At 70.8% G+C, this 24,400-nt stretch carries 23 protein-coding genes and 5 tRNA genes; 17 read left to right on the top strand and 11 right to left on the bottom strand.

Annotated elements, in window-relative coordinates; translation table 11 throughout:
* The first annotated feature begins 3 nt into the window (after positions 1-3).
* The 3 genes from SALPAC4_RS0117275 to SALPAC4_RS0117285 all read left to right on the top strand — a co-directional run bounded on the left by SALPAC4_RS0117275 (position 4) and on the right by SALPAC4_RS0117285 (position 3,401).
* Positions 4-846, top strand: a complete 843-nt coding sequence (locus SALPAC4_RS0117275; protein ID WP_019871385.1) for a carbohydrate ABC transporter permease — start codon at positions 4-6, stop codon at positions 844-846.
* The gene (locus SALPAC4_RS0117280) at positions 843-2,279 is read left to right on the top strand and encodes a GH1 family beta-glucosidase (RefSeq protein WP_019871386.1); all 1,437 of its coding nucleotides are present in this window, start codon (positions 843-845) and stop codon (positions 2,277-2,279) included. Before SALPAC4_RS0117275 ends, SALPAC4_RS0117280 begins: the two co-directional genes overlap by 4 nt.
* Before the next feature lie 75 nt (positions 2,280-2,354).
* Positions 2,355-3,401: a LacI family DNA-binding transcriptional regulator gene (locus tag SALPAC4_RS0117285; protein WP_019871387.1), complete on the top strand. Its 1,047-nt coding sequence runs from the start codon at positions 2,355-2,357 to the stop codon at positions 3,399-3,401.
* Positions 3,402-3,536: 135 nt separating this feature from the next.
* Here the strand turns inward: SALPAC4_RS0117285 and SALPAC4_RS0117290 are convergent, their stop codons facing one another.
* Positions 3,537-4,748: an acyl-CoA dehydrogenase family protein gene (locus SALPAC4_RS0117290; protein WP_019871388.1), complete on the bottom strand. Its 1,212-nt coding sequence runs from the start codon at positions 4,746-4,748 to the stop codon at positions 3,537-3,539.
* Positions 4,748-5,818: a phosphotransferase family protein gene (locus tag SALPAC4_RS0117295; RefSeq protein ID WP_019871389.1), complete on the bottom strand. Its 1,071-nt coding sequence runs from the start codon at positions 5,816-5,818 to the stop codon at positions 4,748-4,750. The genes SALPAC4_RS0117290 and SALPAC4_RS0117295 overlap by 1 nt, the downstream gene beginning before the upstream one ends.
* Before the next feature lie 135 nt (positions 5,819-5,953).
* Here SALPAC4_RS0117295 and SALPAC4_RS0117300 point away from each other — a divergent pair, with 135 nt between their 5' ends.
* Both SALPAC4_RS0117300 and SALPAC4_RS0117305 read left to right on the top strand, forming a co-directional pair.
* Positions 5,954-6,556, top strand: coding sequence for a GNAT family N-acetyltransferase (locus SALPAC4_RS0117300; RefSeq protein WP_027644331.1), 603 nt, complete (start codon positions 5,954-5,956; stop codon positions 6,554-6,556).
* Positions 6,557-6,763: 207 nt separating this feature from the next.
* Positions 6,764-7,033: a hypothetical protein gene (locus SALPAC4_RS0117305; RefSeq protein ID WP_019871391.1), complete on the top strand. Its 270-nt coding sequence runs from the start codon at positions 6,764-6,766 to the stop codon at positions 7,031-7,033.
* Positions 7,034-7,149: 116 nt separating this feature from the next.
* On the opposite strand, the gene SALPAC4_RS28995 is transcribed toward SALPAC4_RS0117305, so the two are convergent.
* A complete protein-coding gene (locus tag SALPAC4_RS28995; protein ID WP_080642030.1) occupies positions 7,150-7,932 on the bottom strand; it encodes a hypothetical protein in 783 nt (260 codons plus the stop codon).
* Positions 7,933-8,201: 269 nt separating this feature from the next.
* On the opposite strand from SALPAC4_RS28995, the gene SALPAC4_RS0117320 reads away from it, so the two are divergent.
* Complete coding sequence (locus SALPAC4_RS0117320) at positions 8,202-8,993, top strand: hypothetical protein (protein WP_223874770.1); 792 nt, start codon at positions 8,202-8,204, stop codon at positions 8,991-8,993.
* A 118-nt stretch (positions 8,994-9,111) separates the two neighbouring features.
* Here the strand turns inward: SALPAC4_RS0117320 and SALPAC4_RS0117325 are convergent, their stop codons facing one another.
* The 3 genes from SALPAC4_RS0117325 to bioB form a co-directional block, all read right to left on the bottom strand.
* Positions 9,112-10,683, bottom strand: coding sequence for an aldehyde dehydrogenase family protein (locus SALPAC4_RS0117325; RefSeq protein ID WP_019871395.1), 1,572 nt, complete (start codon positions 10,681-10,683; stop codon positions 9,112-9,114).
* A gap of 236 nt (positions 10,684-10,919) precedes the next feature.
* Positions 10,920-11,171: a biotin synthase auxiliary protein BsaP gene (bsaP, locus tag SALPAC4_RS0117330; RefSeq protein WP_050565033.1), complete on the bottom strand. Its 252-nt coding sequence runs from the start codon at positions 11,169-11,171 to the stop codon at positions 10,920-10,922.
* Positions 11,172-11,182: 11 nt separating this feature from the next.
* Positions 11,183-12,178: a biotin synthase BioB gene (gene bioB / locus SALPAC4_RS0117335; protein WP_018733671.1), complete on the bottom strand. Its 996-nt coding sequence runs from the start codon at positions 12,176-12,178 to the stop codon at positions 11,183-11,185.
* 183 nt (positions 12,179-12,361) lie between these two features.
* On the opposite strand from bioB, the gene SALPAC4_RS0117340 reads away from it, so the two are divergent.
* The gene (locus SALPAC4_RS0117340) at positions 12,362-13,498 is read left to right on the top strand and encodes an 8-amino-7-oxononanoate synthase (RefSeq protein WP_019871397.1); all 1,137 of its coding nucleotides are present in this window, start codon (positions 12,362-12,364) and stop codon (positions 13,496-13,498) included.
* Positions 13,486-14,226, top strand: coding sequence for a dethiobiotin synthase (bioD, locus tag SALPAC4_RS0117345; protein WP_018733673.1), 741 nt, complete (start codon positions 13,486-13,488; stop codon positions 14,224-14,226). The genes SALPAC4_RS0117340 and bioD overlap by 13 nt, the downstream gene beginning before the upstream one ends.
* A 60-nt stretch (positions 14,227-14,286) precedes the next feature.
* Here the strand turns inward: bioD and SALPAC4_RS0117350 are convergent, their stop codons facing one another.
* From SALPAC4_RS0117350 to SALPAC4_RS0117360, 3 genes are all read right to left on the bottom strand, one after another.
* Positions 14,287-15,456: a cytochrome P450 gene (locus SALPAC4_RS0117350; RefSeq protein WP_019871398.1), complete on the bottom strand. Its 1,170-nt coding sequence runs from the start codon at positions 15,454-15,456 to the stop codon at positions 14,287-14,289.
* Position 15,457: 1 nt separating this feature from the next.
* A complete protein-coding gene (locus SALPAC4_RS0117355; RefSeq protein ID WP_019871399.1) occupies positions 15,458-16,126 on the bottom strand; it encodes a class I SAM-dependent methyltransferase in 669 nt (222 codons plus the stop codon).
* A gap of 133 nt (positions 16,127-16,259) precedes the next feature.
* Entirely contained in the window at positions 16,260-16,862 is a 603-nt protein-coding gene (locus tag SALPAC4_RS0117360; protein WP_018733676.1) for a TetR/AcrR family transcriptional regulator, read from the bottom strand.
* A 272-nt stretch (positions 16,863-17,134) separates the two neighbouring features.
* Here SALPAC4_RS0117360 and SALPAC4_RS0117365 point away from each other — a divergent pair.
* The 4 genes from SALPAC4_RS0117365 to SALPAC4_RS0117380 all read left to right on the top strand — a co-directional run bounded on the left by SALPAC4_RS0117365 (position 17,135) and on the right by SALPAC4_RS0117380 (position 18,295).
* Positions 17,135-17,207, top strand: a tRNA-Gly gene (locus tag SALPAC4_RS0117365).
* A 34-nt stretch (positions 17,208-17,241) separates the two neighbouring features.
* Positions 17,242-17,312: transfer RNA gene (locus tag SALPAC4_RS0117370), tRNA-Cys, on the top strand.
* Between the two features lie 12 nt (positions 17,313-17,324).
* Positions 17,325-17,399 (top strand) — tRNA-Val (locus SALPAC4_RS0117375).
* Positions 17,400-17,605: 206 nt separating this feature from the next.
* Positions 17,606-18,295: an SAVMC3_10250 family protein gene (locus SALPAC4_RS0117380; RefSeq protein ID WP_019871400.1), complete on the top strand. Its 690-nt coding sequence runs from the start codon at positions 17,606-17,608 to the stop codon at positions 18,293-18,295.
* Positions 18,296-18,332: 37 nt separating this feature from the next.
* Here SALPAC4_RS0117380 and SALPAC4_RS27780 read toward each other — a convergent pair whose 3' ends face one another.
* The gene (locus tag SALPAC4_RS27780; protein WP_162562125.1) at positions 18,333-18,485 is read right to left on the bottom strand and encodes a hypothetical protein; all 153 of its coding nucleotides are present in this window, start codon (positions 18,483-18,485) and stop codon (positions 18,333-18,335) included.
* Between SALPAC4_RS27780 and SALPAC4_RS0117390 the strand changes: the two genes are divergently transcribed.
* From SALPAC4_RS0117390 to SALPAC4_RS0117405, 4 genes are all read left to right on the top strand, one after another.
* Positions 18,456-18,528 (top strand) — tRNA-Gly (locus SALPAC4_RS0117390). The genes SALPAC4_RS27780 and SALPAC4_RS0117390 overlap by 30 nt on opposite strands.
* Positions 18,529-18,568: 40 nt before the next feature.
* Positions 18,569-18,643 (top strand) — tRNA-Val (locus tag SALPAC4_RS0117395).
* Between the two features lie 516 nt (positions 18,644-19,159).
* Positions 19,160-21,217, top strand: coding sequence for a discoidin domain-containing protein (locus SALPAC4_RS0117400; RefSeq protein WP_027644332.1), 2,058 nt, complete (start codon positions 19,160-19,162; stop codon positions 21,215-21,217).
* A gap of 179 nt (positions 21,218-21,396) precedes the next feature.
* Positions 21,397-22,389: an NAD-dependent epimerase/dehydratase family protein gene (locus tag SALPAC4_RS0117405; RefSeq protein ID WP_019871402.1), complete on the top strand. Its 993-nt coding sequence runs from the start codon at positions 21,397-21,399 to the stop codon at positions 22,387-22,389.
* Positions 22,390-22,483: 94 nt separating this feature from the next.
* Here SALPAC4_RS0117405 and SALPAC4_RS0117410 read toward each other — a convergent pair whose 3' ends face one another.
* The gene (locus tag SALPAC4_RS0117410; RefSeq protein ID WP_019871403.1) at positions 22,484-23,458 is read right to left on the bottom strand and encodes an Acg family FMN-binding oxidoreductase; all 975 of its coding nucleotides are present in this window, start codon (positions 23,456-23,458) and stop codon (positions 22,484-22,486) included.
* Positions 23,459-23,736: 278 nt separating this feature from the next.
* Here SALPAC4_RS0117410 and SALPAC4_RS0117415 point away from each other — a divergent pair, with 278 nt between their 5' ends.
* Positions 23,737-24,375, top strand: coding sequence for a response regulator (locus SALPAC4_RS0117415; protein WP_018733529.1), 639 nt, complete (start codon positions 23,737-23,739; stop codon positions 24,373-24,375).
* The last annotated feature ends 25 nt before the right edge of the window (positions 24,376-24,400 follow it).

Here is a 24,400-nt window from a genome sequence, read left to right on the forward strand (position 1 = left end):
TCGATGATCTCCGCATCCAAGCGTCTCTGGCGCACCAGCCCGTTGACCTACCTGGCCCTCGTCCTGGCGACCCTGTTGTCGATCTACCCCTTCTACTACATGGTGGTGATCGGCACCCGCGCCCTGGAGTCGATCAACGACGTGCCGCCGCCGGTCACCCCCGGTGGTGCCTTCAGCGAAAACTTCGGCCGGGTCCTCGACAACGACGCGGCCAACTTCCTCACCGGCATGATGAACTCGATCATCGTCGCCTCGGTGGTCACCGTGTCGGTGGTCCTCACCGGCTCGCTGGCCGGCTTCGCCTTCGCGAAGCTGCGCTTCCGGGGCCGCAACATCCTGCTGCTCTCCATCATCGTGACGATGATGATCCCCACCCAGCTGGGCCTCATCCCGCTCTGGGGCATGATGCAGACGCTGGGGTGGTACGACACGCTCTACGCGGTCACCGTGCCGTTCCTGGTCACCGCCTTCGGCGTCTTCATGATGCGGCAGTACGCCAGCCAGGCGGTCTCCGACGAGCTGATCGAGGCCGGTCGGGTCGACGGCGCCAGCACCCTGCGGATCTACTGGAACATCGTGCTGCCCGCGCTGCGCCCGGCGGCCGGGGTCCTGGGGCTGCTGACCTTCATGGAAACCTGGAACTCTTTCCTCTGGCCGTACGCGGTGCTCACCCCGGAGAACCCGACGTTGCAGGTCTCCCTCTCCTTCCTGTCGTACGCGTACTACACCGACTATTCGCAGGTCTTCGCCGCCACCGCCGTCGGCACCCTGCCGTTGGTCATCGTCTTCCTCCTGTTCGGCCGCCAGATTATCGGCGGGATCATGGAAGGTGCCGTCAAGTCGTGAGTAATCCTGCGAGCCCACCCGCCGCCGGCGTTCTCGCCGAACGCCCGCCGCTGACCTTCCCGCCGGGTTTCCTCTGGGGCGCCGCCACCGCGGCCTACCAGATCGAGGGTGCGGCGGCCCTCGGCGGCCGGACGCCGTCGATCTGGGACACCTTCAGCCACACCCCCGGGCGGGTAGTGGCCGGGCACACCGGTGACGTGGCGTGCGACCACTACCACCGGCTCGACTGGGATGTCGCCCTCATGGCCGAGCTGGGGCTGAAGTCGTACCGGTTCTCCGTGTCCTGGCCTCGGGTGCAGCCCGGCGGCACCGGCCCGATCAACCAGGAGGGACTCGACTTCTACCGGCGGCTGGTGGACCAACTGCTGGCCAACGGCATCGAACCGTGGCTGACGCTCTACCACTGGGACCTGCCGCAGCCACTGGAGGACGCGGGCGGCTGGCCGGCGCGGGACACCGCCGCCCGGTTCGCCGACTACGCCGCTCTGGTCGCCGAGGCGCTCGGCGACCGGGTGCGGTACTGGACGACGCTCAACGAGCCGTGGTGCTCGGCCTTCCTTGGGTACGGTTCCGGGGTGCACGCCCCCGGTCGGTCTGACCCCGCCGACGCGGTGCGGGCCGGTCACCACCTGCTGCTCGGCCACGGGCTGGCCGTGCCGGCGCTGCGGGCGGCAGCCCAGTCCGAGGTCGAGATCGGGGTGACGCTCAACCTGTACCCGGTCACCCCGGCCACCGACTCGCCCGGCGACGCCGACGCGGCACGCCGGATCGACGGGCTGGCGAACCGGTTCTTCCTCGACCCACTGCTGCGCGGGTCGTACCCGGCGGATCTGAGGTCCGACCTCAGCCAGATCACCGACTTCGGGCACGTGCGTGCGGAGGACCTGACCACCATCGCCGCCCCGCTGGATCTGTTCGGAATCAACTACTACAGCCGGCACGTGGTCGCCGCGCCGACGGCCGCGTCCCCGCCGGAGCCGTACTGGCGGAAACCGTCGTGCTGGCCTGGCAGCGAAGACGTCCGTTTCGTCACCCGGGGCATACCGGTCACCGACATGGACTGGGAGATCGATCCTCCCGGGCTGGTCGAAACGTTGCGGCGGGTACACGAGGAGTACACCGACCTGCCGCTCTACATCACCGAGAACGGTGCGGCCTTCGTGGACGCGGTCGTGGACGGTCAGGTGGACGACCCGGACCGCACCGCCTTCTTCGACGCGCATCTGCGTGCCGCACACCAGGCGATCGCCGCGGGTGTCCCGCTGCGGGGCTATTTCGCCTGGTCGTTGCTGGACAACTTCGAGTGGGCCTGGGGCTACACGAAGCGCTTCGGCATGATTCACGTCGACTACCGCAGTCAGGCCCGCACCCTGAAGTCCAGCGGTCGCTGGTACGCCGAGACAATCCGACGCAACGGCCTGGCTGCAGAATAGGCTCGAACCAGCTATCCGGGTGGTCCCGGTGCCACCGGTGGGCACCGGGGCCTTCCGCCGTCGGAGGAGCAGACGATGACAACGCAGCGCACCCGCTCGCTCGGGCGCCCGACTCTCGATGCGGTCGCCGCACGTGCCGGCGTTGGCCGGGGCACGGTCTCCCGCGTCGTCAACGGTTCACCCCAGGTCAGCCCCGAGGCCCGCGCCGCGGTGCAGCGGGCGATCGCGGAACTGGGGTACGTGCCGAACCGGGCCGCTCGCGCCCTGGTCACCCAGCGGACCGACTCGATCGCCCTGGTGGTGTCAGAATCCGGGGACCGGGTGTTCGCCGAGCCGTTCTTCGCCGGCATCGTGCGGGGCGTGAGCTCCGGCCTGCTGGGGACCCCGTTCCAGCTCTGGCTCGTGATGGTTCAGTCCCCGAGCGAGCGGGAACGGGTCGAGCACCACCTGACCAACCAGCACGTTGACGGCGTCCTACTGTTGTCGCTGCATGATGCCGACCCGCTGCCCACGCTGCTGGCAGAGCGGGGCCTGCCCACCGTGCTCGGGGGCCGGCCAGCCCAGATGCTGCACGCCGGCGCGGAGCCGGCCTGGCTCGTGGACGCGGACAACGTCGGCGGGGCCCGGCGCGCGGTGGAGTACCTCGTCGGGCGGGGACGGCGGCAGATCGCGACCATCACCGGTCCCCAGGACATGGCCGCCGGTCTGGGGCGGCTGACCGGCTACCAGGAGGCGGTCGCGAAGACGCCGAGCGGGGGCAGACCAGACCTGATCGCGTACGGGGACTTCAGCGAGGACAGTGGGGAGGCCGCGATGCGCCAGCTGCTGGCCGCGTGCCCGGACCTGGACGCGGTCTTCGCCGCCTCGGACCTGATGGCGTTCGGTGCGCTCCGGACGTTGCGGGAGGCCGGTCGGCGGGTGCCCGAGGACGTGGCCGTGGTGGGCTTCGACGACGCGCCGATCGCCCGCCAGTCGGACCCGCCGCTGACCACGGTCTTCCAGCCGATCGAGGAGATGGGACGGCAGATGGCCCAGTTGCTGGTGTCCCGGATCCGTGGCGAGAAACGGGCCACCACGAACATCCTCCTGGACACCGAGTTGATCGAGCGCGCCAGCGCCTGACCGCCGCCCGATGGCCTCCGCACCGGAGCCGTCGCTGCGCGTGGCGGCCTCGGTGCGGTCCGGTGCCCGGTGCCTCGTGCCCGGTGGCTGGTGCTCGGCGGCCGGTGTCCGGCGCAGCGAACGAGGTGTAGCGATTCAGGCGTAGCGGCGGAGTTCGCGGCGGGCGAGAGCGGCCTTGTGGACCTCGTCCGGCCCATCGGCGAGGCGCAGGGTGCGGGCCTGGGCCCAGAGCGCCGCCAGTGGGGTGTCCTGGCTGACGCCGGCACCTCCGTGCGCCTGGATGGCCTTGTCGATCACCCACTCCGCCATCGACGGCGTATCGATCTTGATGGCCTGGATCTCGGTGTGCGCGCCCCTGTTACCGACCGTGTCCATCAGCCAGGCCGTCTTCAGCACCAGGAGTCGGGACTGCTCGATGCGGACCCGCGCCTCGGCGATCCACTCTCGCACCACCCCCTGCTCGGCGATCGGCCGGCCGAACGCCACTCGGTCGAGGGCACGACGGCAGAGCAGCTCCAGCGCTCGCTCCGCCATGCCGATCAACCGCATGCAGTGGTGGATCCGGCCGGGGCCGAGCCGGGCCTGGGCGATCGCGAAGCCACCCCCCTCCGCACCGATCAGGTTCTCCACCGGCACCCGGACATCGTCGAAATCGATCTCGGCATGGCCGCCGTGTGGGCCGTCGTGGTAGCCGAAGACATGGAGCCCGCGCCGTACGGTGACCCCAGGTGTGTCCCGCGGTACCAGGATCATGCTCTGCTGCCGGTGCCGGTCGGCCGACGGATCGGTCCGACCCATCACCACGAAGATCTGACAGGCCGGATCCATGGCGCCGGACGACCACCACTTGCGGCCGTTGATCACGTAGTGGTCGCCGTCGCGGGTGATCTGAGTGGCGATGTTGGTGGCGTCGGAGGAGGCGACCTCCGGTTCGGTCATGCAGAACGCCGAGCGGATCTCCGCCGCCAGCAGCGGGCGCAGCCACCGCTGGCGCTGTGTCTCGGTGCCGAACTCGGCGAGCAGCTCCATGTTGCCGGTGTCCGGTGCCGCACAGTTCAGCGCCTCCGGCGCGAGGTGTGGGCTCCGGCCGGTCAGCTCGGCGAGCGGAGCGTACTGCAGGTTGGTCAGCCCGGCGCCGTGGTGGGGGTCGGGGAGGAAGAGGTTCCACAGGCCCTGCCGGCGGGCCGCCGCCCGCAACTCGGCCAGCACCGGCGGCCGAGCCCACTGGTCCGCGGCGCCCGCGACCTGCTCGGCGTAGACCGCCTCGGCCGGGTAGACCTGCTGCTTCAGAAAATCGGTCAGCTCGGACCGCAGCCGCTCGGTGTGGGCGTCGTGGGTGAAGTCCATCAGCTCCTCCTCGAGACAGCGGTCAGTCCGTATGCGACCAGCGGAGCGACCATCTCGCCGATCTGGTCGAAGCCCGCGCCGAGGGTCTGCCCCTGGCGGTGCCGGTAGTGGATGCCCTCGCAGATCACCGCGAGCTTGAAGCACCCCAGGGCCACATGCCAGTCCAGCGGGCCGACATCGATCCCGCTGCGACTGGCGTACCGCTCGATCAGCTCGGCGCCGGCGGGGAAGCCGGCCCGGGGTCCCAGCCCGTCGGCGACGGGATTACTTGGGACCGTATCCCCGCCCATCGCATCCCAGTAGGTCAGCAGGAGGCCCAGGTCGGCCAGCGGGTCGCCGAGGGTGGCCATCTCCCAGTCGAGCACCGCCTGGACGGCGACCGGGTTGACGGTGGCGAGGAGGTTGTCCAGCCGGTAGTCGCCGTGCACGATCCGCCCCGGGCCGGAACTCTCCGGAGCGGTACTGGCGAGTCGGTCGCGTAGCTCGTCAATGCCGGGCAGTGGCCGGCTCCGCGAGCTGTCGAGCTGCCCGGACCAGCGGCGGACCTGGCGGGCGAGAAAACCCCGCGGGCGGCCGAAGTCGGCCAGACCGACGTCCGCCGGATCCACGGTGTGCAGCGCGGCGAGGGTGTCCATCATCGCCATCGCCAGCTCCCACCGCTGCCCGCGGGGGAGTGGGTCGGTCTGGCCCCGGGAGCGGAACACTGTGCCGGGCACGCGGTCCATCAGATAGAACGGCGCCCCGATCACCTCCGGGTCGGTGCAGAGCAGCAGCGCCTGCGGCACCGGCACCTCGGTCGGGGCGAGCGCCGAGATGACCCGGAACTCCCGCGCCATGTCGTGCGCGGTAGCCAGCACGTGGCCCAGCGGCGGCCGGCGCAGCACGAAATCCCGCCCGCCCGCGCCGAGCAGGTACGTCAGGTTGGACCGGCCGCCGGCGATCAACTGGGCGGTCGGTGGCCCGTCGGCCAGGTCCGGCCGATGCTCGGCGAGGTAGCCGGCGAGCCGGCCCAGGTCCAGACCCGGCGGGGAGCCGGTCGGTGGGGAATCGTCAATGGCCGGCTCGGTCATCCGAACAGTTGATGGCAGCTCACCTCTGATGTCAAGGCCGGTTTCAATTCTCGGCGCCGAAACCGACCCGTCACCCTGGGTTGCGGGTTCTGCAACAGCGCTGGGGGAGGGTCATAGCGGGGAAAGGGGTAGAACATGACGCGGTGGGGACAACAGACCCTGGTGGCGGACCGGCCGACCGGTCCGGCGGTTCGAGGACTGGCCGACCTGGTCACCCTGCGCCTGCCGGACGGCGCCGAGGTGGGCGTACGCTCCGCGGCCAGCGATGACCTGACCGGCGTGGTGGACCTGCACGAGCGGTGTTCGGCGCGTAGCCGCAACCGTCGCTACCACGGTGGGTCCGCCCGGCCCGCCCCGACGCGCTTGCGCCGACTGTTGGAGCCGGCCCGGGGAGTCACCCTGCTGGCCACGCCGACCGTTTCCCAAGCGCCGACCGCGCCGGTGGTGGCGATGGCCAATCTGCTCGGTGAAGGAGACCTGGCAGAGGTGGCGTTGCTGGTGCGCGACGACTGGCAGCGTCGCGGGCTCGGATCGGCGCTGCTGCATCGGCTCGTGTGGCAGGCGGAGCAGGGCGGATACGCCGCCTTGGCGCTGCACATTCAGGCAGAGAACACTCCGATGCTGCGGACCGTCCGCCGGTTGGGACCGCCGTCCGCGGTGGACCGGGACGGCTCGCTGCTGACTCTGACGGTGCCGTTGACCGCGACCGCCTCCCCGGCCGGGGCGGGGCAGCCGTAGACCGCGCCGCGACCCCGCGATCGTCAGTTTCGGCCGGTACAGAAACCGGACTGCTGTCGGCGTAGGACATTTCGGTGGCAGTGGCAACGTACCCCGGTTCTCTGACTGCTACCGCGCGCAAATGGTGATGAATGCGAGTAGCGCATCGGAACACATTTCCTCGTACTGTTGAAGGAGCACCACCTCACCCCCCGAGGAGGCACTCCAATGGTCAACGACTTTCTGATCTCGTTCATCCGTACCGCCGTTCCGGTCGCGGTCGGTGCGGTGCTGGCCTGGCTCGCCTCGAAAACGGGAATCGTCCTCGATGCTGACTCGTCCGCTTCGCTGACCGCTGGGGTGGTCGCCGTGGTGGTCGCCGTCTACTATGCCCTCGCTCGTGTGCTGGAGATCCGGTGGCCCTGGCTCGGCCTGCTGCTGGGGCGGCGGGCGAAGCCGGTCTACGAGGTGCCGCGTACCAGCAAGGGCGAGGGCTGAGGCGCTCGTTTGTCCCGCTGCCTACTGCGGCGGGTCAGTGGTGGTGGGTGACCCGAAAGCCACCCACCACCATCACCGGTGCGGTTCACCGTTTCCTCTTCCGGAATTCGTTCCGTTCAGGACGGCGTTGTCAACTGCACCCAGGGGTTGTTGCAGGTGAAGTTCTGCCCCTGCGTAGCGCATTCGGTTTCCCACACCTCGCCATCGGTGGTCAGCACTTTTACCCAGGCGTCATTGCCGGCGGCGGAGATGGCGACCCCGCAGACGGATTCTCCCGGATAGTTGGCGTTTCCGCTGAGGTCGGTCCAGGTGTAGGGCCCCGGCGGTGCTGGGTTGAGAGTTCTGCGACCGGCATAGGTGACCCCGTCCGAAACCACCGCACTGAACTCCTCGGAGTTTGATGGGGCAAGACTGTCGATGTCAGCGCAGGGTCCGGGTGGTCCGGTGGGTCCGGGTGGGCCTGTTGGTCCGGGTGGTCCGGTGGGTCCGGGTGGGCCTGTTGGTCCGGGTGGTCCGGTGGGTCCCGGCGGTCCGGTGGGTCCGGGCGGTCCGGTAGGTCCCGGCGGTCCGGTGGGTCCGGGCGGTCCGGAAGGCCCCGGCGGTCCGGAGGGGCAGGTGTGTCCACACTTGTCGTCCCAGTAGCCGTGGTCCCAGTCTTCCTGGCCCCAGCCTCCCCGGTCCCAGTGTTCGCGGTCCCAGTCGCCCTGGTTCCAGCCCCGTTCCTCGTCCGGGTAGGCGGCCATGTTCGTGCTCGTGCCGCTGCCCCAGACGTGGCCGAAGGCGGGGGCGGTCAGGCCGACGAACGCGAAGGTGAGCGGTGCCATGACGCCAATGGCCACCCACCGTTTGCGACCCGCCAGCAGGCCTGATCCCAGCCTCTGGTGATGATGGCGATTCATGACCCTCCTTGGACTTTGATTGATTCCGAAATAACTTCCTACCCTTCGTATCTGATATTTTGTCGCACTATCCACGTTTCGCGAAACTTATCCGTTTTGCACACCTTTAGGGCTGTGTGTTGGTGTTGTGGAGATCTTGATTTCCTCGATCAGGGCATCGGGCGTCGTCCCGCCGAGGTCGGGGGCTGGCAGGTCCCCCGGGCATTGGGAAGGCGACCCGGTCATCGGCAGACCCGGTAGCGTTCGGCCCCGTGGGTTGATTTGGGACGTTGCTGCTGGCAAGGCCGACGACCGGCACGCTTCCCTCCCAGCCCGGGGTGCGGGCGGCGTTCGGCTCTTTCTTCGCCACGCCGGGTCCTTGGGGCAACGAGCTTGGCCTATCCGACCTCGGCCAGGGCTGGCAGCGAGTGGGAGTCGCGCCGTTCCGCACGGAGCGGCTGCGGTTGGCCGCGGGAGTGGACAATCTCGTGGTGGCCACGGCGGCGCCGGCTCTGGCGGCGTACGTGTCCAACAGCGCCTGCGCCCACCTGGAGGGCCGAACTTCGGCGGGCCACAGCCTCTCGCTGCACCTGCCCAACACCGCTGAGCCGTGCGGCTACCGGCACGTGGAGGGTGGGCCCGGGCAGGTCGACCCGGACTTCGCAGTGGATGCGTTGCGTACCTGGGCGCTGGAAGCGGGCCGGACGCCTTCGACGGAGGCCATCACGGCAATCGTTACCTGCGGCGAGGATGACCTGTCGGTGCGGGAGGACGCCGTGTTGATGTTGTTCGCGGCGCTGGGTTTCACTCTAGGGGCTGAGATTCCGCCCGCCATCAAACCCGATGACCGGGCGTTCGGAGACTACGAACTCGTGGTCCGTAAGGCCGAGGTAAGGGTGGCCCGTGAGCAGTACATGGCGAGCAGAGGATGGCCGCTTGAGGATGACCTGAAGGCGACCCCGCGGGACCTCGACTATCTCCGCTTCCGCGACCTGCTGTGGAGTTCGGTCTACGGCGGAGGAGCGACGCGGGACGAGTTGGTCACGCGGTACCAGCAGTTGGCCGCTCGATGGAAGCAGTGACGGTCGCTCAGGGGGCGGTGGATGGCACCTTGTTGGGGCCATCCACCGCCCCTCCGTGTGACGTGGCTACGTCGAGGCGACAGAGCCGGCTCGTCTGCAGACGAGCCGGGGCGAGGCGTCAGACGTTCGGCGGTAGCGCCGTCCGGTCCGGGAAGTTGCCGTAGAGGCGATCGTCGTCACCGCCGACGGTGACCGCCTGGACCAGCAGGTCGCCGCCGACGAAGGCCCCCTTCCAGGAGGCACCCCGCCCACCGAACGGCTCCTGGCGGTCGCCTCGGGAACGGGGCTTGTTGATGCCGACCTTGAACGCCTGCACGTCCATGGCGAGCTTCGCCGCCTCGTCCTCGTCGTCGCAGGCGAGGGAGGCGACCAGCGCGCCGTTGGAGGCGTTCATCGCGGCGAGGAGTTCGTCGGTGGTGTCCACCACCACGATCGTGTCGACCGGACCGAACGGCTCGGCGTGCATCAGCCGAGATCGACCGGGTGGGGCGAGCAGCACCGACGGCGCCACGTAAGCGGAGGTGTCCTGCCCGTCAAGGAACGGCGCCCCGTCGAGCCGGCCCCGGTGCAGCGGGACCGCCCCGCCCCGGACCGCCTCGTCGACCTTGCGGCGCAGCTCGTCGGCCTTGGCCGCGCTGATCAGGGGCCCGAAGTCGAGCTCGGGGAGGGGGTCGCCGGCGGACCATCCGTCGCTGACCGCCAGCGGGTGTCCGAACCGTACGGATCGCACCACCGGCAGGTACATGTCGAGGAACTGGTCCACCAGGTTCCGTTGTACGACGAAGCGCGGGTAGGCGGTGCAGCGCTGCTTGCCGTACTCGAAGCCCTTCTTCAGGTGTGCGGCGAGCTGATCCCAGCCGGAGAAGTTCCAGATTCCCCAGGCGTTCAGCCCTTCCTGCTCGATGAAGTGCCGCTTGTCGGTGTCCAGCAGCGCCGCCGCGACCTTGCCGCCGTTGGAGCGCCCGCCGACGAACGCCACCGCGCCGACCTCCGGGGCGCGGACCAGCACCTCGGAGAGCTCCTCCCCGCTGCCGGAGATCAGCGTGGCGGGTAGGCCGGCGCGGCGCAGCAACGCGTGCGCGACGGTGAGGCAGACCGCGCCCCCCTGCGACGGCGTCTTGGCGATCACGGCGTTCCCGGCGAGGAGCTGCACCAGTTCGGCGTGGACCAGGACGCTCATCGGGTAGTTCCACGAGGCGATGTTGCTCACCGGCCCGGGAAGTGGTTCCCGGCCGTCGGCGAGCATCCGGTCGATCTCGTCGACGTACCACCGGACCCCGTCCAGGGCCCGGTCGACGTCGGCGGCGGCGAGCCGCCACGGCTTGCCAATCTCCCAGACGAGCAGGAGGGCGAGGAGGTCGCGGTGGGCGGTCAGGGCGTCAACGGCTGCGGTGACCCGCGCCTTCCGTTCGGCGAGGGGGGTGTCGGCCCAGTCCCGGTGGGCGGCGGCGGCGTGGGCGACCGCGGCGCGCGCGGCCGTCGCGTCCAGTCGGGGGAGGCGGACCAGGGTGGTGTTGTCGACCGGCGTGCGTACGGTGGCCGGGGTGCCGACCGCTCGCCAGTCGCCCTCGATCAGGTTGTGCAGCGTTCGGATGCCGTCGGTCGGGGCGGAAAAGGCTTCGGGGGCGGCGGCCACCGCGCGGTCGAGGACCTCGGACCAGGCGGTCCCGTCGGCGAGTCGTAGAGCCATCGCGATCTCCTCAGGGGTTGTCCGGGGAGCGGCGGCGTCGATGGCACCGCTGGTGTGGCGTACTGTCGCCCGCCGCGGGTGGGGGCGGCAACAGTACGTTCGTATGTCAGGACGGCGGGGCGGCCTCCGGTCCGCTTATTGAGCGGTTGTGGAGTCGCCCCGCACCGTCCTGAACTGGCCCAACACCAGCATTCTATTTAAGATTTTCGATACTGTGAGGAATCTCCGGACGCCGGTCAGGCCCGTGTCTCGCCGTGCTCGACGCAGACCGCCGCCCAACCGACCGGCAGTACCTGCACCTTCATCCGTCGCCGGCAGTGCCCGCAGTAGCGGGGTGGCTCCAATTGCCGGGCGGCCCGGCAGGCGGTGTGGTCCTCCTCGTCGGCCGGCGTACCGCACCGGTCGCACCAGGGGGCGCCGGCCCCCGCCGGGCCGCCGAACCGTGTCGACGTACCAAGCGGGGCCGGACCCGTCGTGTCGCCGCTCATCCCGGCCAGGCTCACAGCGTCTCGGAGAGCGCCTTGACCGGCATCTTCAGGTCCTGGAGTAGCTCCAGGTCCGTGGTGGCCGGGCGACCCAGCGTGGTCAGGTAGTTGCCGACGATCACCGCGTTGATGCCGCCGAGCAGGCCGTCGCGGGTACCCAGATCGCCGAGCGTGAGCTCGCGGCCACCGGCGTACCGGAGGATTGTGCGGGGCATGGCGAGCCGGAACGCGGCGATGGCGCGCAGCGCGTCCTTCCCCTCGACCACCGAGCGGTCCCCGAGCGGGGTGCCGGGCCGGGGGTTGAGGAAGTTCAGCGGAACCTCGTGCGGGTCCAACTCGGCGAGCTGGGCGGCGAACTCGGCGCGCTGCTCAACGCTCTCCCCGAGGCCGAGGATGCCACCGCAGCACACCTCCATGCCGGACTCGCGGACCATCCGCAGCGTCTCCCAGCGCTCCTCCCAGGAGTGGGTGGTCACCACGTTCGGGAAGTACGAGCGGCAGGTCTCCAGGTTGTGGTTGTAGCGGTGTACGCCCATCTCGACCAGCTCGTCGACCTGCTCCTGGGTGAGCATGCCGACCGAGGCCGCCACCTGGATGTCGACCTCCGCCCGGATTGCGGCGACGCCCTCCCGCAGCTGCCGCATCAGCCGGTCGTCCGGGCCGCGCACGGCCGCCACGATGCAGAACTCGGTCGCGCCGGTCTTCGCGGTCTGCTTCGCGGCTTCCACAAGCGACGGGATGTCCAGCCACACCGCGCGGACCGGCGAGGTGAACAGGCCGGACTGCGAGCAGAAGTGACAGTCTTCCGGGCAGCCACCGGTCTTGAGCGAGACGATTCCCTCGACCTCGACCTCCGGACCGCACCAGCGCATGCGTACCTCGTGCGCGAGCTGGAGAGCGGCGGGCAGGTGCTCGTCGGGGAGGTTCAGCACGGCGAGGACGCCGGCCTCGTCGAGGCCGACGCCGTTCTCCAGTACCTGGGTGCGGGCCTGGTCGAGGATCTCTGGCATGGCCGTACCCTACAAGGCCGACGCCGCGGGAAGGGGTGCCCGGGGCGGCGCGGGCCAACCACCAGCGGGACCGGCGCGCGGCACGCCGGAGCGGCGCGCGGCACGCCGGAGCGGTGTTCGGCCAGGTGGTACGTTCGCCCCGGCGGAGGCGCCCGGTGAGCGGGAGCCGGGGAAGGAGCGGCGGTGTCGGACTGGCTTGCGGCCCTGGACCGCCGAGCCGAGCTGCGCGCCAAGGCGGGGCTGACCCGCACCCTCCGCCCCCGCGCCGCCGCCGACGACCTCGTTGACCTGGCCGGCAACGACTACCTCGGCCTGTCGAGGCACCCCATGGTGACCGCGGCGGCTACCGCGGCGCTGGACGAGTACGGGCTGGGCGCCACCGGGTCCCGGCTGGTGCGAGGCTCCACCGCACCGCACCACGCCCTCGAAGAAGATCTCGCCGGTTGGCTCGGCGCCGAACGCGCCCTGCTCTTCTCCTCCGGCTACCTGGCCAACGTCGGCGCGGTCCGGGGCCTGGTGCGGCCGCGGACGCTCCTGGTCTCCGATGCGCACAACCACGCGTCGCTGATCGACGGGTGCCGGATTTCCGGTGCGGAGACCATGGTGACCCCGCACGCCGACGTGGACGCCGTCCGGGCCGCGCTCGCCGCCGCGCCGGGTCGCCCGGCGGTGGTGGTGACCGAGTCGGTGTTCTCGGTCGACGGGGACCTCGCTCCCCTCGCCGAGCTGCACGCGGTCGCCCGGGAGCACAACGCGCTGCTGCTGGTGGACGACGCCCACGGGCTCGGCGTGGTCGGGCCCGGTGGTGCCGGGGGAGTGACCGCGGCCGGTCTGGCCGGGGAGCCCGACGTGATCGTCACCGCGACTCTCTCCAAAGCGTTGGGCGGAGCCGGCGGTGTGGTCGCCGCTCCGGCGGAGTTCGTCCGGCACCTGGTCGAGACCGGGCGGACGTTCATCTTCGACACCGCCCCGCCGCCGGCGGTGGCGGCCGGGGTGCGGGCCGCCATGGAGCTCGCCTGGAGGGGCGAGCAGCTGCGGGTGGAGCTCGGCGACCGGGCCGCGTACGCGGTCCGGCGGTTGCGCGCCGCCGGGCTGACCGGGTCGGCGCCGAAGGGCGCGGTCGTGTCGGTGACCGCACCCGGTCCGGAGGCGGCCACCGCCTGGGCCGCCGACTGCCGAGACCGGGGCGTCGCGGTCGGCTGCTTCCGTCCCCCCTCCACCCCGGACAGCCGTTCCCGGCTCCGGCTGACCATCAACGTCGGGGTCCCCCGGGCGGACTTCGAGCGGGCCCTGGAGGTCATCGTGGAGTGCGCGCCGTGAGTGCGACGCCGTGGCGGGGGCCGGTGCTGGTCACCGGCACCGACACCGGGGTCGGCAAGACCGTGGCGACCGCGGCGGTCACCGCGGCGGCGCAGGCCGCCGGGCTGCGGGTCGCGGTGGTCAAGCCCGGCCAGACCGGTACGGCCACGGGTGACCCGGTTGACATCGACGAAGTCACCCGACTCGCCGCACCGCTCACCGGGCGGACGCTGGCGAACTTCCCCGATCCGCTGGCCCCGCTGGCCGCGGCCCGGGTCGCCGAGTTGCCGCCGCTGGAGCTGTACACGGCGGTTGACGCCGTCCGCGAGGAGGCCGACAAGCACGACCTGGTCCTGGTCGAGGGGGCCGGCGGGCTGCTCGTGCCGATGGGGCTGCGCCCGTCGGGTGAGCCGTGGACGATGGCCGACCTCGCGGTCTCCCTCGGCTGCCCGGCCGTGGTGGTGGCGCGGGCCGGCCTGGGCACCCTCAACCACACCGCGCTCACCCTGGAGGCGTTGGAACGCCGGGCGGTGCCGGCGGGGGTGCTGCTCGGCGCCTGGCCGGTTGAGCCGGAGCTGGTCCACTGGGCGAACCTGACCGACCTGGTGCCGTACCTGGTCGGCGCGTTGCCGGCCGGGGCCGGGGCGATCGATCCGGGCGTGTTCCGGCGGTCCGCACCGGGATGGCTCACCCCGGCGCTGTACGGGGTGCTCGACGACTGGCGAGCCTGGGCCGAGGAGGTTCGCTGAGGCGGGCGGGCCGAGGAGGGCCGCGGAGCCAGCTGGCCGGTGCTCCGCTCTGCCGGGTGGTCAGCGGCGGATCACGAAGGCGTCGGGCATCCGGAAGGTGAGGTTGTCCGGATACCACGGAGCGCGTACCACGGATATCCCGTCAAGCAGCGGGGCCGCCTGCTCCACCACCACCGCCGCCTCCATCCGAGCCAACTGGTCGCCGAGGCAACGGTGGGCGCCCGCCCCGAAGGCCAGGTGCCGGCGTGACCCCCGTTGGCCGGGCCGGAACTCGTCGGGCGCCGGCACGATGGCCGGGTCCCGGCCGGCCCGGGCCAGCCACAACAGCACGCTGGTGCCCGCCGGCACGGCGGTCCCGCCCAGCGTGCTGTCCACGGCGGCGACCCGACGCCAGGTGACGATCGGTGGTTCCAGCCGCAGCCCCTCCTCGACCACGTTCGCCACCGAGACGCCGCCGTCCCGCAGCGCGGCGCGAACGGTCGGCTCGCCGGCCAGCCGGTGCAGGAGCAGGGTGAGGAACTGCGACGTGGTCTCCTGACCGGCTACCAGCAGGAAGAACAGCGCCCCGACGAGCACGTCCGGCGGGTGTCCGGTGGTCCGCAGGGCAGCGGCCAGCCCACCGCCGGTGTCCGCGAACTCCCGCAGCACCTGGTGGAACCGGCCGACCTCGTCGGCCAGGGCCAGCTGGCGGTCAGCGTCCAGCGGGGCCCAGAACAGCTCCAGCGCCGCACGGGCGAACTGCTTCACCGCGGAGACCGGGGCGTCCGGGAGTTCGACCAGGCGGGCCAGGACCAGCAGCGGCAGGTCGGCATTGAGCTCGGCGTGCAGGTCGGCGGAGCCACCAGAGTCGAGAGTGGCGCCGATCGCGGCTACCCGCTCGGCCACCAGCTTGGTCAGCCAGGGTCGTTGGGCGGCGACCTTCGCCGGGTGGAGCGCGTCGGCGACGAGGGCGCGGATCGCCGGGTGGCTCACACCGCCGTTGTTGGCCAGGGTCGGGGGGAGGCGGAATCCGTGTCCGGCGAGCACCCGCAGGGCAGGTACCGGGATCGGGGTGACGGCGTCCAGGGCATTGTCCGGACGGTAGGTCACCTGGTCCGTGAGTACCTGCCGGACCAGCTCGTGCTCGGTCACCACCAGGTGTTCGGTGCCCTGCTGGTCAGCGACCCGGGTGACGGCCGGCCAGTGGGGGCCGGCGGTCTTCGTCCAGCTCCGGAACAGCACGGCGGACACGCTAGCGGGCCGTTCCGGGCAGGCTGGCCTGCAGCCGCCACACCGTGGCACGCTTCACGCGTACGCTCTCCAGCGTCTCCGGCACCGGCACCTCGTAGCTGGCCAGCGGGTCGAAGCGGTCCCGGGGCAGGAACGCGCGCTCCGGGTCACCGACCAGCACCGTGGCCCCCGCGCGGGCGGCGGTGAGCAGGAAGCGGAGCATCCGTCTCGCCATCGCCGCGCTGTAGAACACGTCTCCGGCGAGTACGACCTCGGCGTCGCCCGCGTCGCGGTCGAGGATGTCGGCCAGCTCGGCGTCGAGGCGTACCCCGTTGGCCTCGGCATTGACGGCGACGGCGGCGACGGCCAGCGGGTCGACCTCGACCGCGCGGACGGCGGTGGCGCCGGCCCGGGCCGCGGCGATGGCCACCAGCCCCGAGCCGGCGGCGAGGTCGAGCACCCGCCGCCCGGCGACCAGGTCCGGATGATCGGTGACGTATCGGGCGAGGGCCTGCCCGCCGGCCCAGGGGAAGGCCCAGAAGGGCGGTGGTTGGTCGCTGCGGAACTCACCCTCGGTCAGTTCCCAGAGCCCGACCGCGTCGTCGGCCTGGTGGAGTCGCACCTCGGGGACGAAGGGGACCGGCGCGAGACGGGCGTGCAGTCGGACGAAGGCGCTGGCGAGTTCGGACACCGAATGATTCTCCCGCAGCCGGACCGTCCGGGTTACGGCCCCATCCGGCCCGCCGGGTTTACGGCCTCGTCCGGCCCGCCGGGGTTTTGGCCCCGTCTGGCCCGCCGGAGTGGCGGCCCGGTCCGGTCCGCGCTCAGTCCAGCTGCGCCGGGTCGAGTCCCAGCTCCCGGGCGGTTACCAGGCGTACCCACTCGGTGAACTGGCGTCGGGAGATCACTCGGTCGTGCACCGCGAGCTGGACGGCGAGACCGTCCATCACGGCACTGATCCGCCACGCGGCGCCAGGCGGGTCGGCGCACTCGAAGGTGTGGTCGGCTACCCCGTCCGCGATCACCGTCGCCAGGTCCTGCCGCCAGCGCAGGTCCAGCCGGCGGGAGGTCTTCTCCAACTCCGGGGTACGCAGCGATTCGGCCCAGCCGTCGATCCACATTGCCCACGACGTGGGGCGGCCGGCGGGGGTGTAGAGCCGCACCAGTCGGCGGAGCTTGGCCAGCGGTGGGGCGCTGGAGCGCAGCACCGCGTCCAACCGGGCCAGATCCTGCTCGACGGCGTACGCGAACGCCTCGGCGAGTAGCCGGTCCTTGGTGGCGAAATGGTAGAAGACCAGTGCCTGACTCACCCCGGCCGCCTGGGCCACGTCCGCGGTGCGGGTGTTCGCCAACCCGCGTTCCACGATCACGTCACAGGCGGTGCGCAGCAGGGCATCCAGGCGGATCTCGGCCGCACGTCTCGTCACGACCGTTACGGTAGTGCACCCGAACGGGTACGAGTTGGTACCACTCAGGGTGAATCCGGCCTACCGTAGTCGGAAGTAGGACAGTTACCCCGTGATGCACCACGGGGTCCTTCGACGTCGCACCACGGGGCACTTCGGTGATGTGGCTCGATCGGACCAGGGCGGGTTCTGGCCCTGGCCGAGGTGCGGCGGGGGCACGCCGAGGGGGTCGAGTTGGCAACTGTTCACCGACTCGGCTAAAGTTCTCATCCGTCACCGGGAAGCCGGGGCGTGCGGACGTAGCGCAGCTGGTAGCGCATCACCTTGCCAAGGTGAGGGTCGCGGGTTCGAATCCCGTCGTCCGCTCGGAGATGCCGCCACGTTTGACCGGGGGCAACCCGGTGGGGTGGCCGAGAGGCGAGGCAACGGCCTGCAAAGCCGTGTACGCGGGTTCAAATCCCGTCCCCACCTCAGCATCATCGAGGGCGATTGGCGCAGTGGGAGCGCGCTTCCTTGACACGGAAGAGGTCACTGGTTCAAACCCAGTATCGCCCACCATGCGTGACAGTGCGCGAACCATGTTTGCTTGTTAGGGCTGGTCCGTCGAGGGCCAGCCCTTCGGCGTCTCGGTGAGCGGGAGTGTGCAGGCGGGTGCGACCGCCGTCCCTGCCCCCAGCCATACTTCTGACGGGCAGCCAGTTTGGTGAGCGATGGCAGGATGCACCTAGCTGAGCAGTGCCGAAGCCAAGCACCTGGGAGCGCCAGTGCGTGAGGTTGTGTATCTGTCGACGGGCAAGCTCAATGAGTTCGTACCAGAGCCGCGCCGCGCGCTGCCTGCCGTGAAGTTACACGCGGGCGGCTCCTTCGCCGGGGTCGACCTGGCGAGCCCTGCGCCGGACAGCGTCCGAGAGATGCGGCGGCACCTCGCGCGGGTGGAGAAGCGGATGGGGCGCGACACGCCTTGGTACACCGAGCCCGGTCTAGCCCCGGGCCGCTGGGTTAGGTTCGAAGCCGCCCTGGACTGGGTGACGCTCCGTGGCAGTGGTCAGGACCTGGTGCTGTTTGTGGATCCGGTGGACTCCTCCGGGTCTGGTTTCCAGCGCCGGCTGCTGTTACACGGCTCGGCTCGGCACCTGCGGGGCGGTCCGCCGGTACAAGTGGACGGCCCTGCGCTGACCGGCCTGGAGGGCGGTCACAGTGCTGGCACTGTCTTTGTCACCCAGGCTGGGCACGTCGTCAGCGCACTGACGCCGGACTCGCCGGAGGCGACGAGCGGGCCGCTGTCCCGCACCGGCATCCGGGACTTGCTCGCGGCCCTGGACGCGCAGCGTCCTACGGTCAGCACGGCCGCCCGGGTGACCGGTCTGGCCCGGGTCAGCGCGCTGCTACCGGCGGCTGGCGGTGACGGCGGTTGCCTGGTAGCGAGCCCGCTAATCGTGGAGTACGTCAACTAGTCGGCTGGAGGCCAGCGTCGAGACAGATGACGTTGCCTTACGCGTTGACATCGCGGCTTCCGGAGGCCAACGTGTCGATCAGACGTGGCCCGGGGGGTCCGATCTCGGCGATCTTGGCGTCGGGTAGAGTGAACCCGTCGCCGACGCGGTTCGGTGGCACGCGGACGTAGCGCAGCTGGTAGCGCATCACCTTGCCAAGGTGAGGGTCGCGGGTTCGAATCCCGTCGTCCGCTCGTTCACCGCCAGCTTGGCTAGCCGAGTTGCGGTGGTTCGGGGCGATTGGCGCAGTGGGAGCGCGCTTCCTTGACACGGAAGAGGTCACTGGTTCAAACCCAGTATCGCCCACCATTGAACGCGCAGGAGCAGGTCAGCGAGGTGCAGCTGCTCCGACCGGGAGCTGCCGGGTGATCGAGGTTGTCCAGTCCAGCTGACGACGGCGTTCTGGGTGTGTTCAGCTCTGGCGTCCAGGGCGCCTACTGATAGATATTCGTTCATTTTTCCTGAGCTGCGGCAAGGGGTGGTTCCGGCATTCCGGTCGACCTGGGGGTAGCGGGCGGGCGGGGTGGCCTGCTTGCCGTGTCAGCTGTCGTTGCTGATCGAAGCCGATCCGTTAATAGCTAGTTTTAAATGTGGCAATAAATCAGTTACTCTGCGGTAACTTGTCCGGCCGCGGTCCGTAATCTCGCCGAAACGCCCGGTTGGGCAGCACCGGAAGACTCTGCCGGTAACGGCCCGCCAGCCAGTCCGGCCAACCCCGGCAGACAGGGGAGGCCACGGCGGATCGCCTTTCGGTGCTGCGCACACCGATCCGAGTTCTGCCCTGGAGGAACAATGTCTCTCCTGACCCGGCGGCGACGACCGCTGATGGCGAGCCGAGCGACCCGGCAACGATCCGTGGTGGCGACCGTCCTGCTAGCCGTGATCACCCTGCTGCTCAGCACGGCGGCACCCAGCGTGGCGGAGGAGCCCGACTGGTGGACGCCCACCGACCGGCCGGCGCCCGACTCCGCGATCGGGGTCACCGGGGCGCCGTTCACCGGCACCGACGCCGAGGGTCAGGTGCGCGGCTTCGTGGACGCGCACAACCACATCATGTCCAACGAGGGTTTCGGTGGGCGGCTCCTCTGCGGCAAGCCCTTCTCCGACGGGGGCATTACCGACGCGCTCAAGGACTGCCCGGAGCACTATCCCGACGGCTCCCTGGCCCTGTTCGACTTCCTCACCAACGGTGGTGACGGCCAGCACGACCCCGACGGCTGGCCGACGTTCGCGGACTGGCCGGCCCACGACTCGCAGACCCATCAGCAGAACTACTACGCCTGGATCGAGCGGGCCTGGCGTGGTGGCCAGCGGGTCATGGTCAACCACCTGGTCACAAACGGGGTGATCTGCTCGGTCTACTTCTTCAAGGACCGAAGCTGCGACGAGATGACCTCGATCCGGCTCCAGGCCGCCAAGACGTACGAGATGCAGGACTACATCGACCAGATGTACGGCGGGGCGGGCCAGGGATGGTTCCGCGTCGTCACCGACAGCGACCAGGCCCGCGAGGTCATCGCGCAGGGCAAGCTCGCCGTCGTCCTGGGGGTCGAGACCTCCGAGCCGTTCGGCTGTAAACAGATCCTGGACATCGCCCAGTGCGACGAGGAGGACATCGATCGCGGGCTCGACGAGCTGCACGACCTCGGCGTACGCAGTGTGTTCCTGTGCCACAAATTCGATAACGCGCTCTGTGGGGTGCGATTCGACACCGGGACCACCGGGATCGCGGTCAACGCCGGGCAGTTCCTGTCGACCGGGACCTTCTGGACGACGGAGGAGTGCCGGGGGCCGCAGCAGGACAACCCCATCGCCTCCGTAGGCGACCTACCCGGGCTGGGGGATCTGCTCCCGTCCGACGTTGAGATGCCGTCGTACTCGTCCGACGCGCGGTGCAACGTCCGCGGGCTGACCAACCTCGGCGAGTACGCCCTGCGGGGCTTGATGGACCGCAACATGATGGTGGAGATCGACCACATGAGCGTCAAGGCCACCGGCCGGGCCTTGGACATCTTCGAGTCCGTGTCGTATCCCGGTGTGGTCTCGTCGCACAGTTGGATGGACCTGCTCTGGAGTGAGCGGGTCTACCGTCTCGGTGGGTTCATCACGCAGTACATGCACGGTGCCGAGCGGTTCATCGCCGACGCGGACCGGACGAAGGAACTGCGCGACAGCTACGACGTCGGGTACGGCTTCGGCACCGACATGAACGGCTTCGGCAGCTGGCCCGGCCCCCGGGGCGCGGACACCCCGAACCCGGTCGAGTACCCGTACCAGTCCGCGCACGGCGGTGCCGTCATGGACCGGCAGACCACCGGTGACCGGACCTGGGACATCAACGCTGACGGTGCCGCCCACTACGGACTGGTGCCGGACTGGGTGGAGGAGATTCGGGTCCTGGGCGGTCAGGAGGTGGTGGACGACCTGCTGCGCGGCGCCGAGTCGTACCTCGGCACGTGGGGCGCCACGGAGGGCCACGCGCCCGGTGTCAACCTCGCCACCGGGTCGTCCGCCTCAGCCAGCTCGACCGCGTGGTATCCGTTCACCACCTACGCCCCCCGTCGCGCCGTGGACGGCGACCCGACGACCCGCTGGGCGAGCTGGTGGAGTGATGACCAGTGGCTGCGGCTGGATCTCGGCTCGGCACAGCAGGTTCGACGGGTCACCCTGGAGTGGGCGGGCGAGTACGCCAAGGCGTACCGGATCGAGGTGAGCGCCGACGGCAGCTCCTGGCAGACCGTGGCCTCCATATCGGACGGTGATGGTGGTTTGGATACGGCGTTCTTCGACCCGACGTCGGTTCGCTACGTCCGCGTCCAGGGTCAGGAGCGTGGTACCGACTGGGGCTACTCGTTGAAGGAGGTTGGCGTCCACGCCAGCTGACGCGGTCCGCCGCACCAGGCACGGGCCGCACTAGGCACGGGCCGCACTAGGCACGGGCCGCACCGGGCACGGGCCGCGCTGGGCGCGCGGTCCGTGCCCGGGACCGCTTCTGCCGCCAGCAGAACTGCTGGCGGCAGAACCCGGTAGGCGCGGCCGGCGCAGGCCGGCACGGTGGAGGCATGAGACTGCTGGTGTTGGGTGGTACGGGATTTGTCGGCGGGGCGGTGGTCGGTGCGGGGCTGCGCCGGGGGTGGGAGGTGACGGTGTTCAACCGGGGCCGCCACGGGACGACGCCGGCCGGTGTGCGGCGGCTCCGGGGTGACCGGACCGCACCGGGCGGGCTGGCCGCGCTCGCCGGCCAGGAGTGGGATCTGGTCGTCGACACCTGGGACGGGGCGCCGCGGGCCGCCAAGGACTCGGCCCGGGCGCTGGCCGGGCAGGTCGGACGCTACGGCTACGTCTCCAGCGGGTCGGTCTACGCCGAGCCGGTGGCGTTGGGGTCGGCGGAGGACGCTCCGGTGGTCGACGCCGCGCCCGACGCCGTTGAGGGCGACTACGCGCCCAACAAGGCCGGCGCCGAGCGGGCCGTCCGGGAGGTCTACGGCGAGCGGGCGCTGATCGCCCGGGCCGGTCTGATCCTCGGACCGGGTGAGGACATCGGTCGATTGCCGTGGTGGCTGCGGCGGACCGCCCGCGGCGGTGCCGTGCTGGCGCCCGGCCCGGCCGACCTCGCCCTGCAGTACGTTGACGTGCGCGACCTGGCGGCGTTCCTGCTCGACCCGGAGGTGCCTGGCGGGACGTTCAACGTGGTCAGCCGTACCGGGCACGCGACGATGGGGGAGTTGCTCGCCGCCTGCGTGGCGGCGACGGGGGCTGATGCCCGACTGCGCTGGATCGAACCGGAGCGGATTCTGGCAGCTGGCGTGGTGCCCTGGAACGACCTGCCGATCTGGATTCCGGCCGGGCATCCCTACCGCTGGATGCAGGAGCGCGACGTACGGGCCGCGTACGCCGCCGGGCTGGTGTGCCGCCCGGTGACCGACACCGTGGCCGACACCTGGTCCTGGCTGCGGGCGGTTGGCGCGGTGCCGCCCCGCGCGGGCCGTCCGCAACCCGCCCCGGTGGGCCTGGACCCGGCCCGGGAGGCGGCCCTGCTATCGGCCGGACGCTGACCGCGCACCGCGGGGCGGCCGGAGGGTTCGGGCGGCCAGCCGGTCAGAGCGGCCGGACGGTCAGGGCGGCCGGACGGTCAGGGCGGCCGGACGGTCAGAGCTGGGGGACGGTCAGGTCGAGCACCTCGTTGACGTCGCGGCGGGGGGTGGGCCAGCCGGGCTGGCCGTACCCGATCCGCATCACCATCTGTGGGGTGCCGAAGCGGCCCAGCGATAGCCGAAGCTGTTCCCGGGCGGTTGGTACCTCGATGGGTTGGGACAGCATCGACACGGAGAGCCCGGCGTCGGTGGCGGTGAGCAGCGTGCGTTGTAGGGCCTGACCGGCGATCACCTGGTCAACGGCGGTGTTGCCGGGGCCGCCGAGCACCGCGACGAGGGGTTCCGGCTCGAAGTCGCGGCCGGGGGCGCGTTCCCGGCCACCGAAGGCGCGCGCGGGTAGCAGGTCCTGCGGCTCGAACGGCGGGCCGCCGGCGGTCGCGGGCACCCCGTCGGGGGCCTCGTCGTAGTGGACCCACTTCTCCCGCTCGGCGCGGTATGACGGGTTGCGCTCCAGCACCCGGTGGGCGCCCCGGGCGATCTCAGCGAACGCGTTCACCGCGCTGGTACCGACCAGAAGCTCCAGCCAGCACTCCTCGGCCCGGGCCGCCTCGGTGAGCCGCCACCGGGCGTCGGCGGGCACCGGGTCGGGCTGGAAGGGGGCGCGGTTGCTGAACCGGCGGGGGATCGCCGCGTGGAGGGCCTGCTCGATCGGGGTGCAGCGGCGCGGCACGTCCGGGACCAGCCGGGCCACCACGTCGGGCTCGGCCGGGTACGGGCGCAGCCGTACGGCCGCCGGTGTCTCCGCGACGGCCAGGGCGAGCCGGAGGTTGAACAGCGCCGCCCCGGCGGCGATGCGGATCCCCCAGCCGTTCGGGTCGGTGGCGGGCAGCCGTCGGGACGGGTCGGCCAGCACCTCGATTCCGCCGTCGCGCAGGCGGAACCGCCACGGCTGCGTGTTGTGCAGGGATGGGGCGCGAATGGCGTCGGCCGCGGCGGCACGTAGCTGCGCTACGGTGTAGTAGGCGTCCATGGTGTCGCTCCCCTCCGTTGGCGCGCGACGTCTGCTGCTTCGTCCACCGTCTCCCAGGCGAGGCCCGGGAGCCCAGGGCCGGATGTCCCTTCTCTGCGGGACCGACTGTCCCGCCCCGGCTCGGGGGTTTTCCGGTGCTCGCGTTCCTGGCCCCGCTGTCCGCATTGTCGCGCTTGCTGGTTCCTACCGAGTGGGAAATACCGGGCAGGTGTCCCGGCCGGGGTGGGTCGGGACCTTCGACCCCTGCAGAAGAGCCGCCGGCAGGGTAGAAACAAGGGATGATCCGCGTGTACCTACTCGATGACCATGAAGTCGTCCGCCGTGGCCTTGCCGACCTCCTCACGGCCAGCGGCGACATCGAGGTCGTCGGCGAGTCCGGCCTGGCGCAGGAGGCGGCCCGTCGCATCCCCGCGCTCCGGCCCGACGTGGCGATCCTTGACGCGCGGCTGCCCGACGGCAACGGCATCGACGTGTGTCGGGACATCCGAGCCCTGGACTCGTCGATCAAGGGCTTGATTCTCACCTCGTACGAGGACGACGAGGCGCTCTTCGCGGCGATCATGGCCGGTGCGGCCGGCTACGTGCTCAAGCAGATCCGCGGGACCGATCTGGTGGACGCGGTCCGGCGGGTGGCAGCTGGGCAGTCGCTGCTCGACCCCGCGATCACTACCCGGGTGCTGGAGCGGATCCGCAGCGGCGTCGAGCAGCCCCGGGAGCTGAAGTCCCTGACCGAGCAGGAACGGCGGATCCTGGAGTACGTGGCCGAGGGGCTCACCAACCGGGAGATCGCCGGCAAGATGTTCCTCGCCGAGAAGACCGTGAAGAACTACGTCTCCAGCATGCTGGCGAAGCTCGGCCTGGAACGACGCACGCAGGCAGCCGTACTCGCCACCCGTCTGCTTGGCAAGACCAACTGACCCGGCGGGGTTGATCCGGTGCCGC

This window comes from Salinispora oceanensis (assembly GCF_000383575.1).
GTDB classification, from domain to species: Bacteria; Actinomycetota; Actinomycetes; order Mycobacteriales; family Micromonosporaceae; genus Micromonospora; species Micromonospora oceanensis.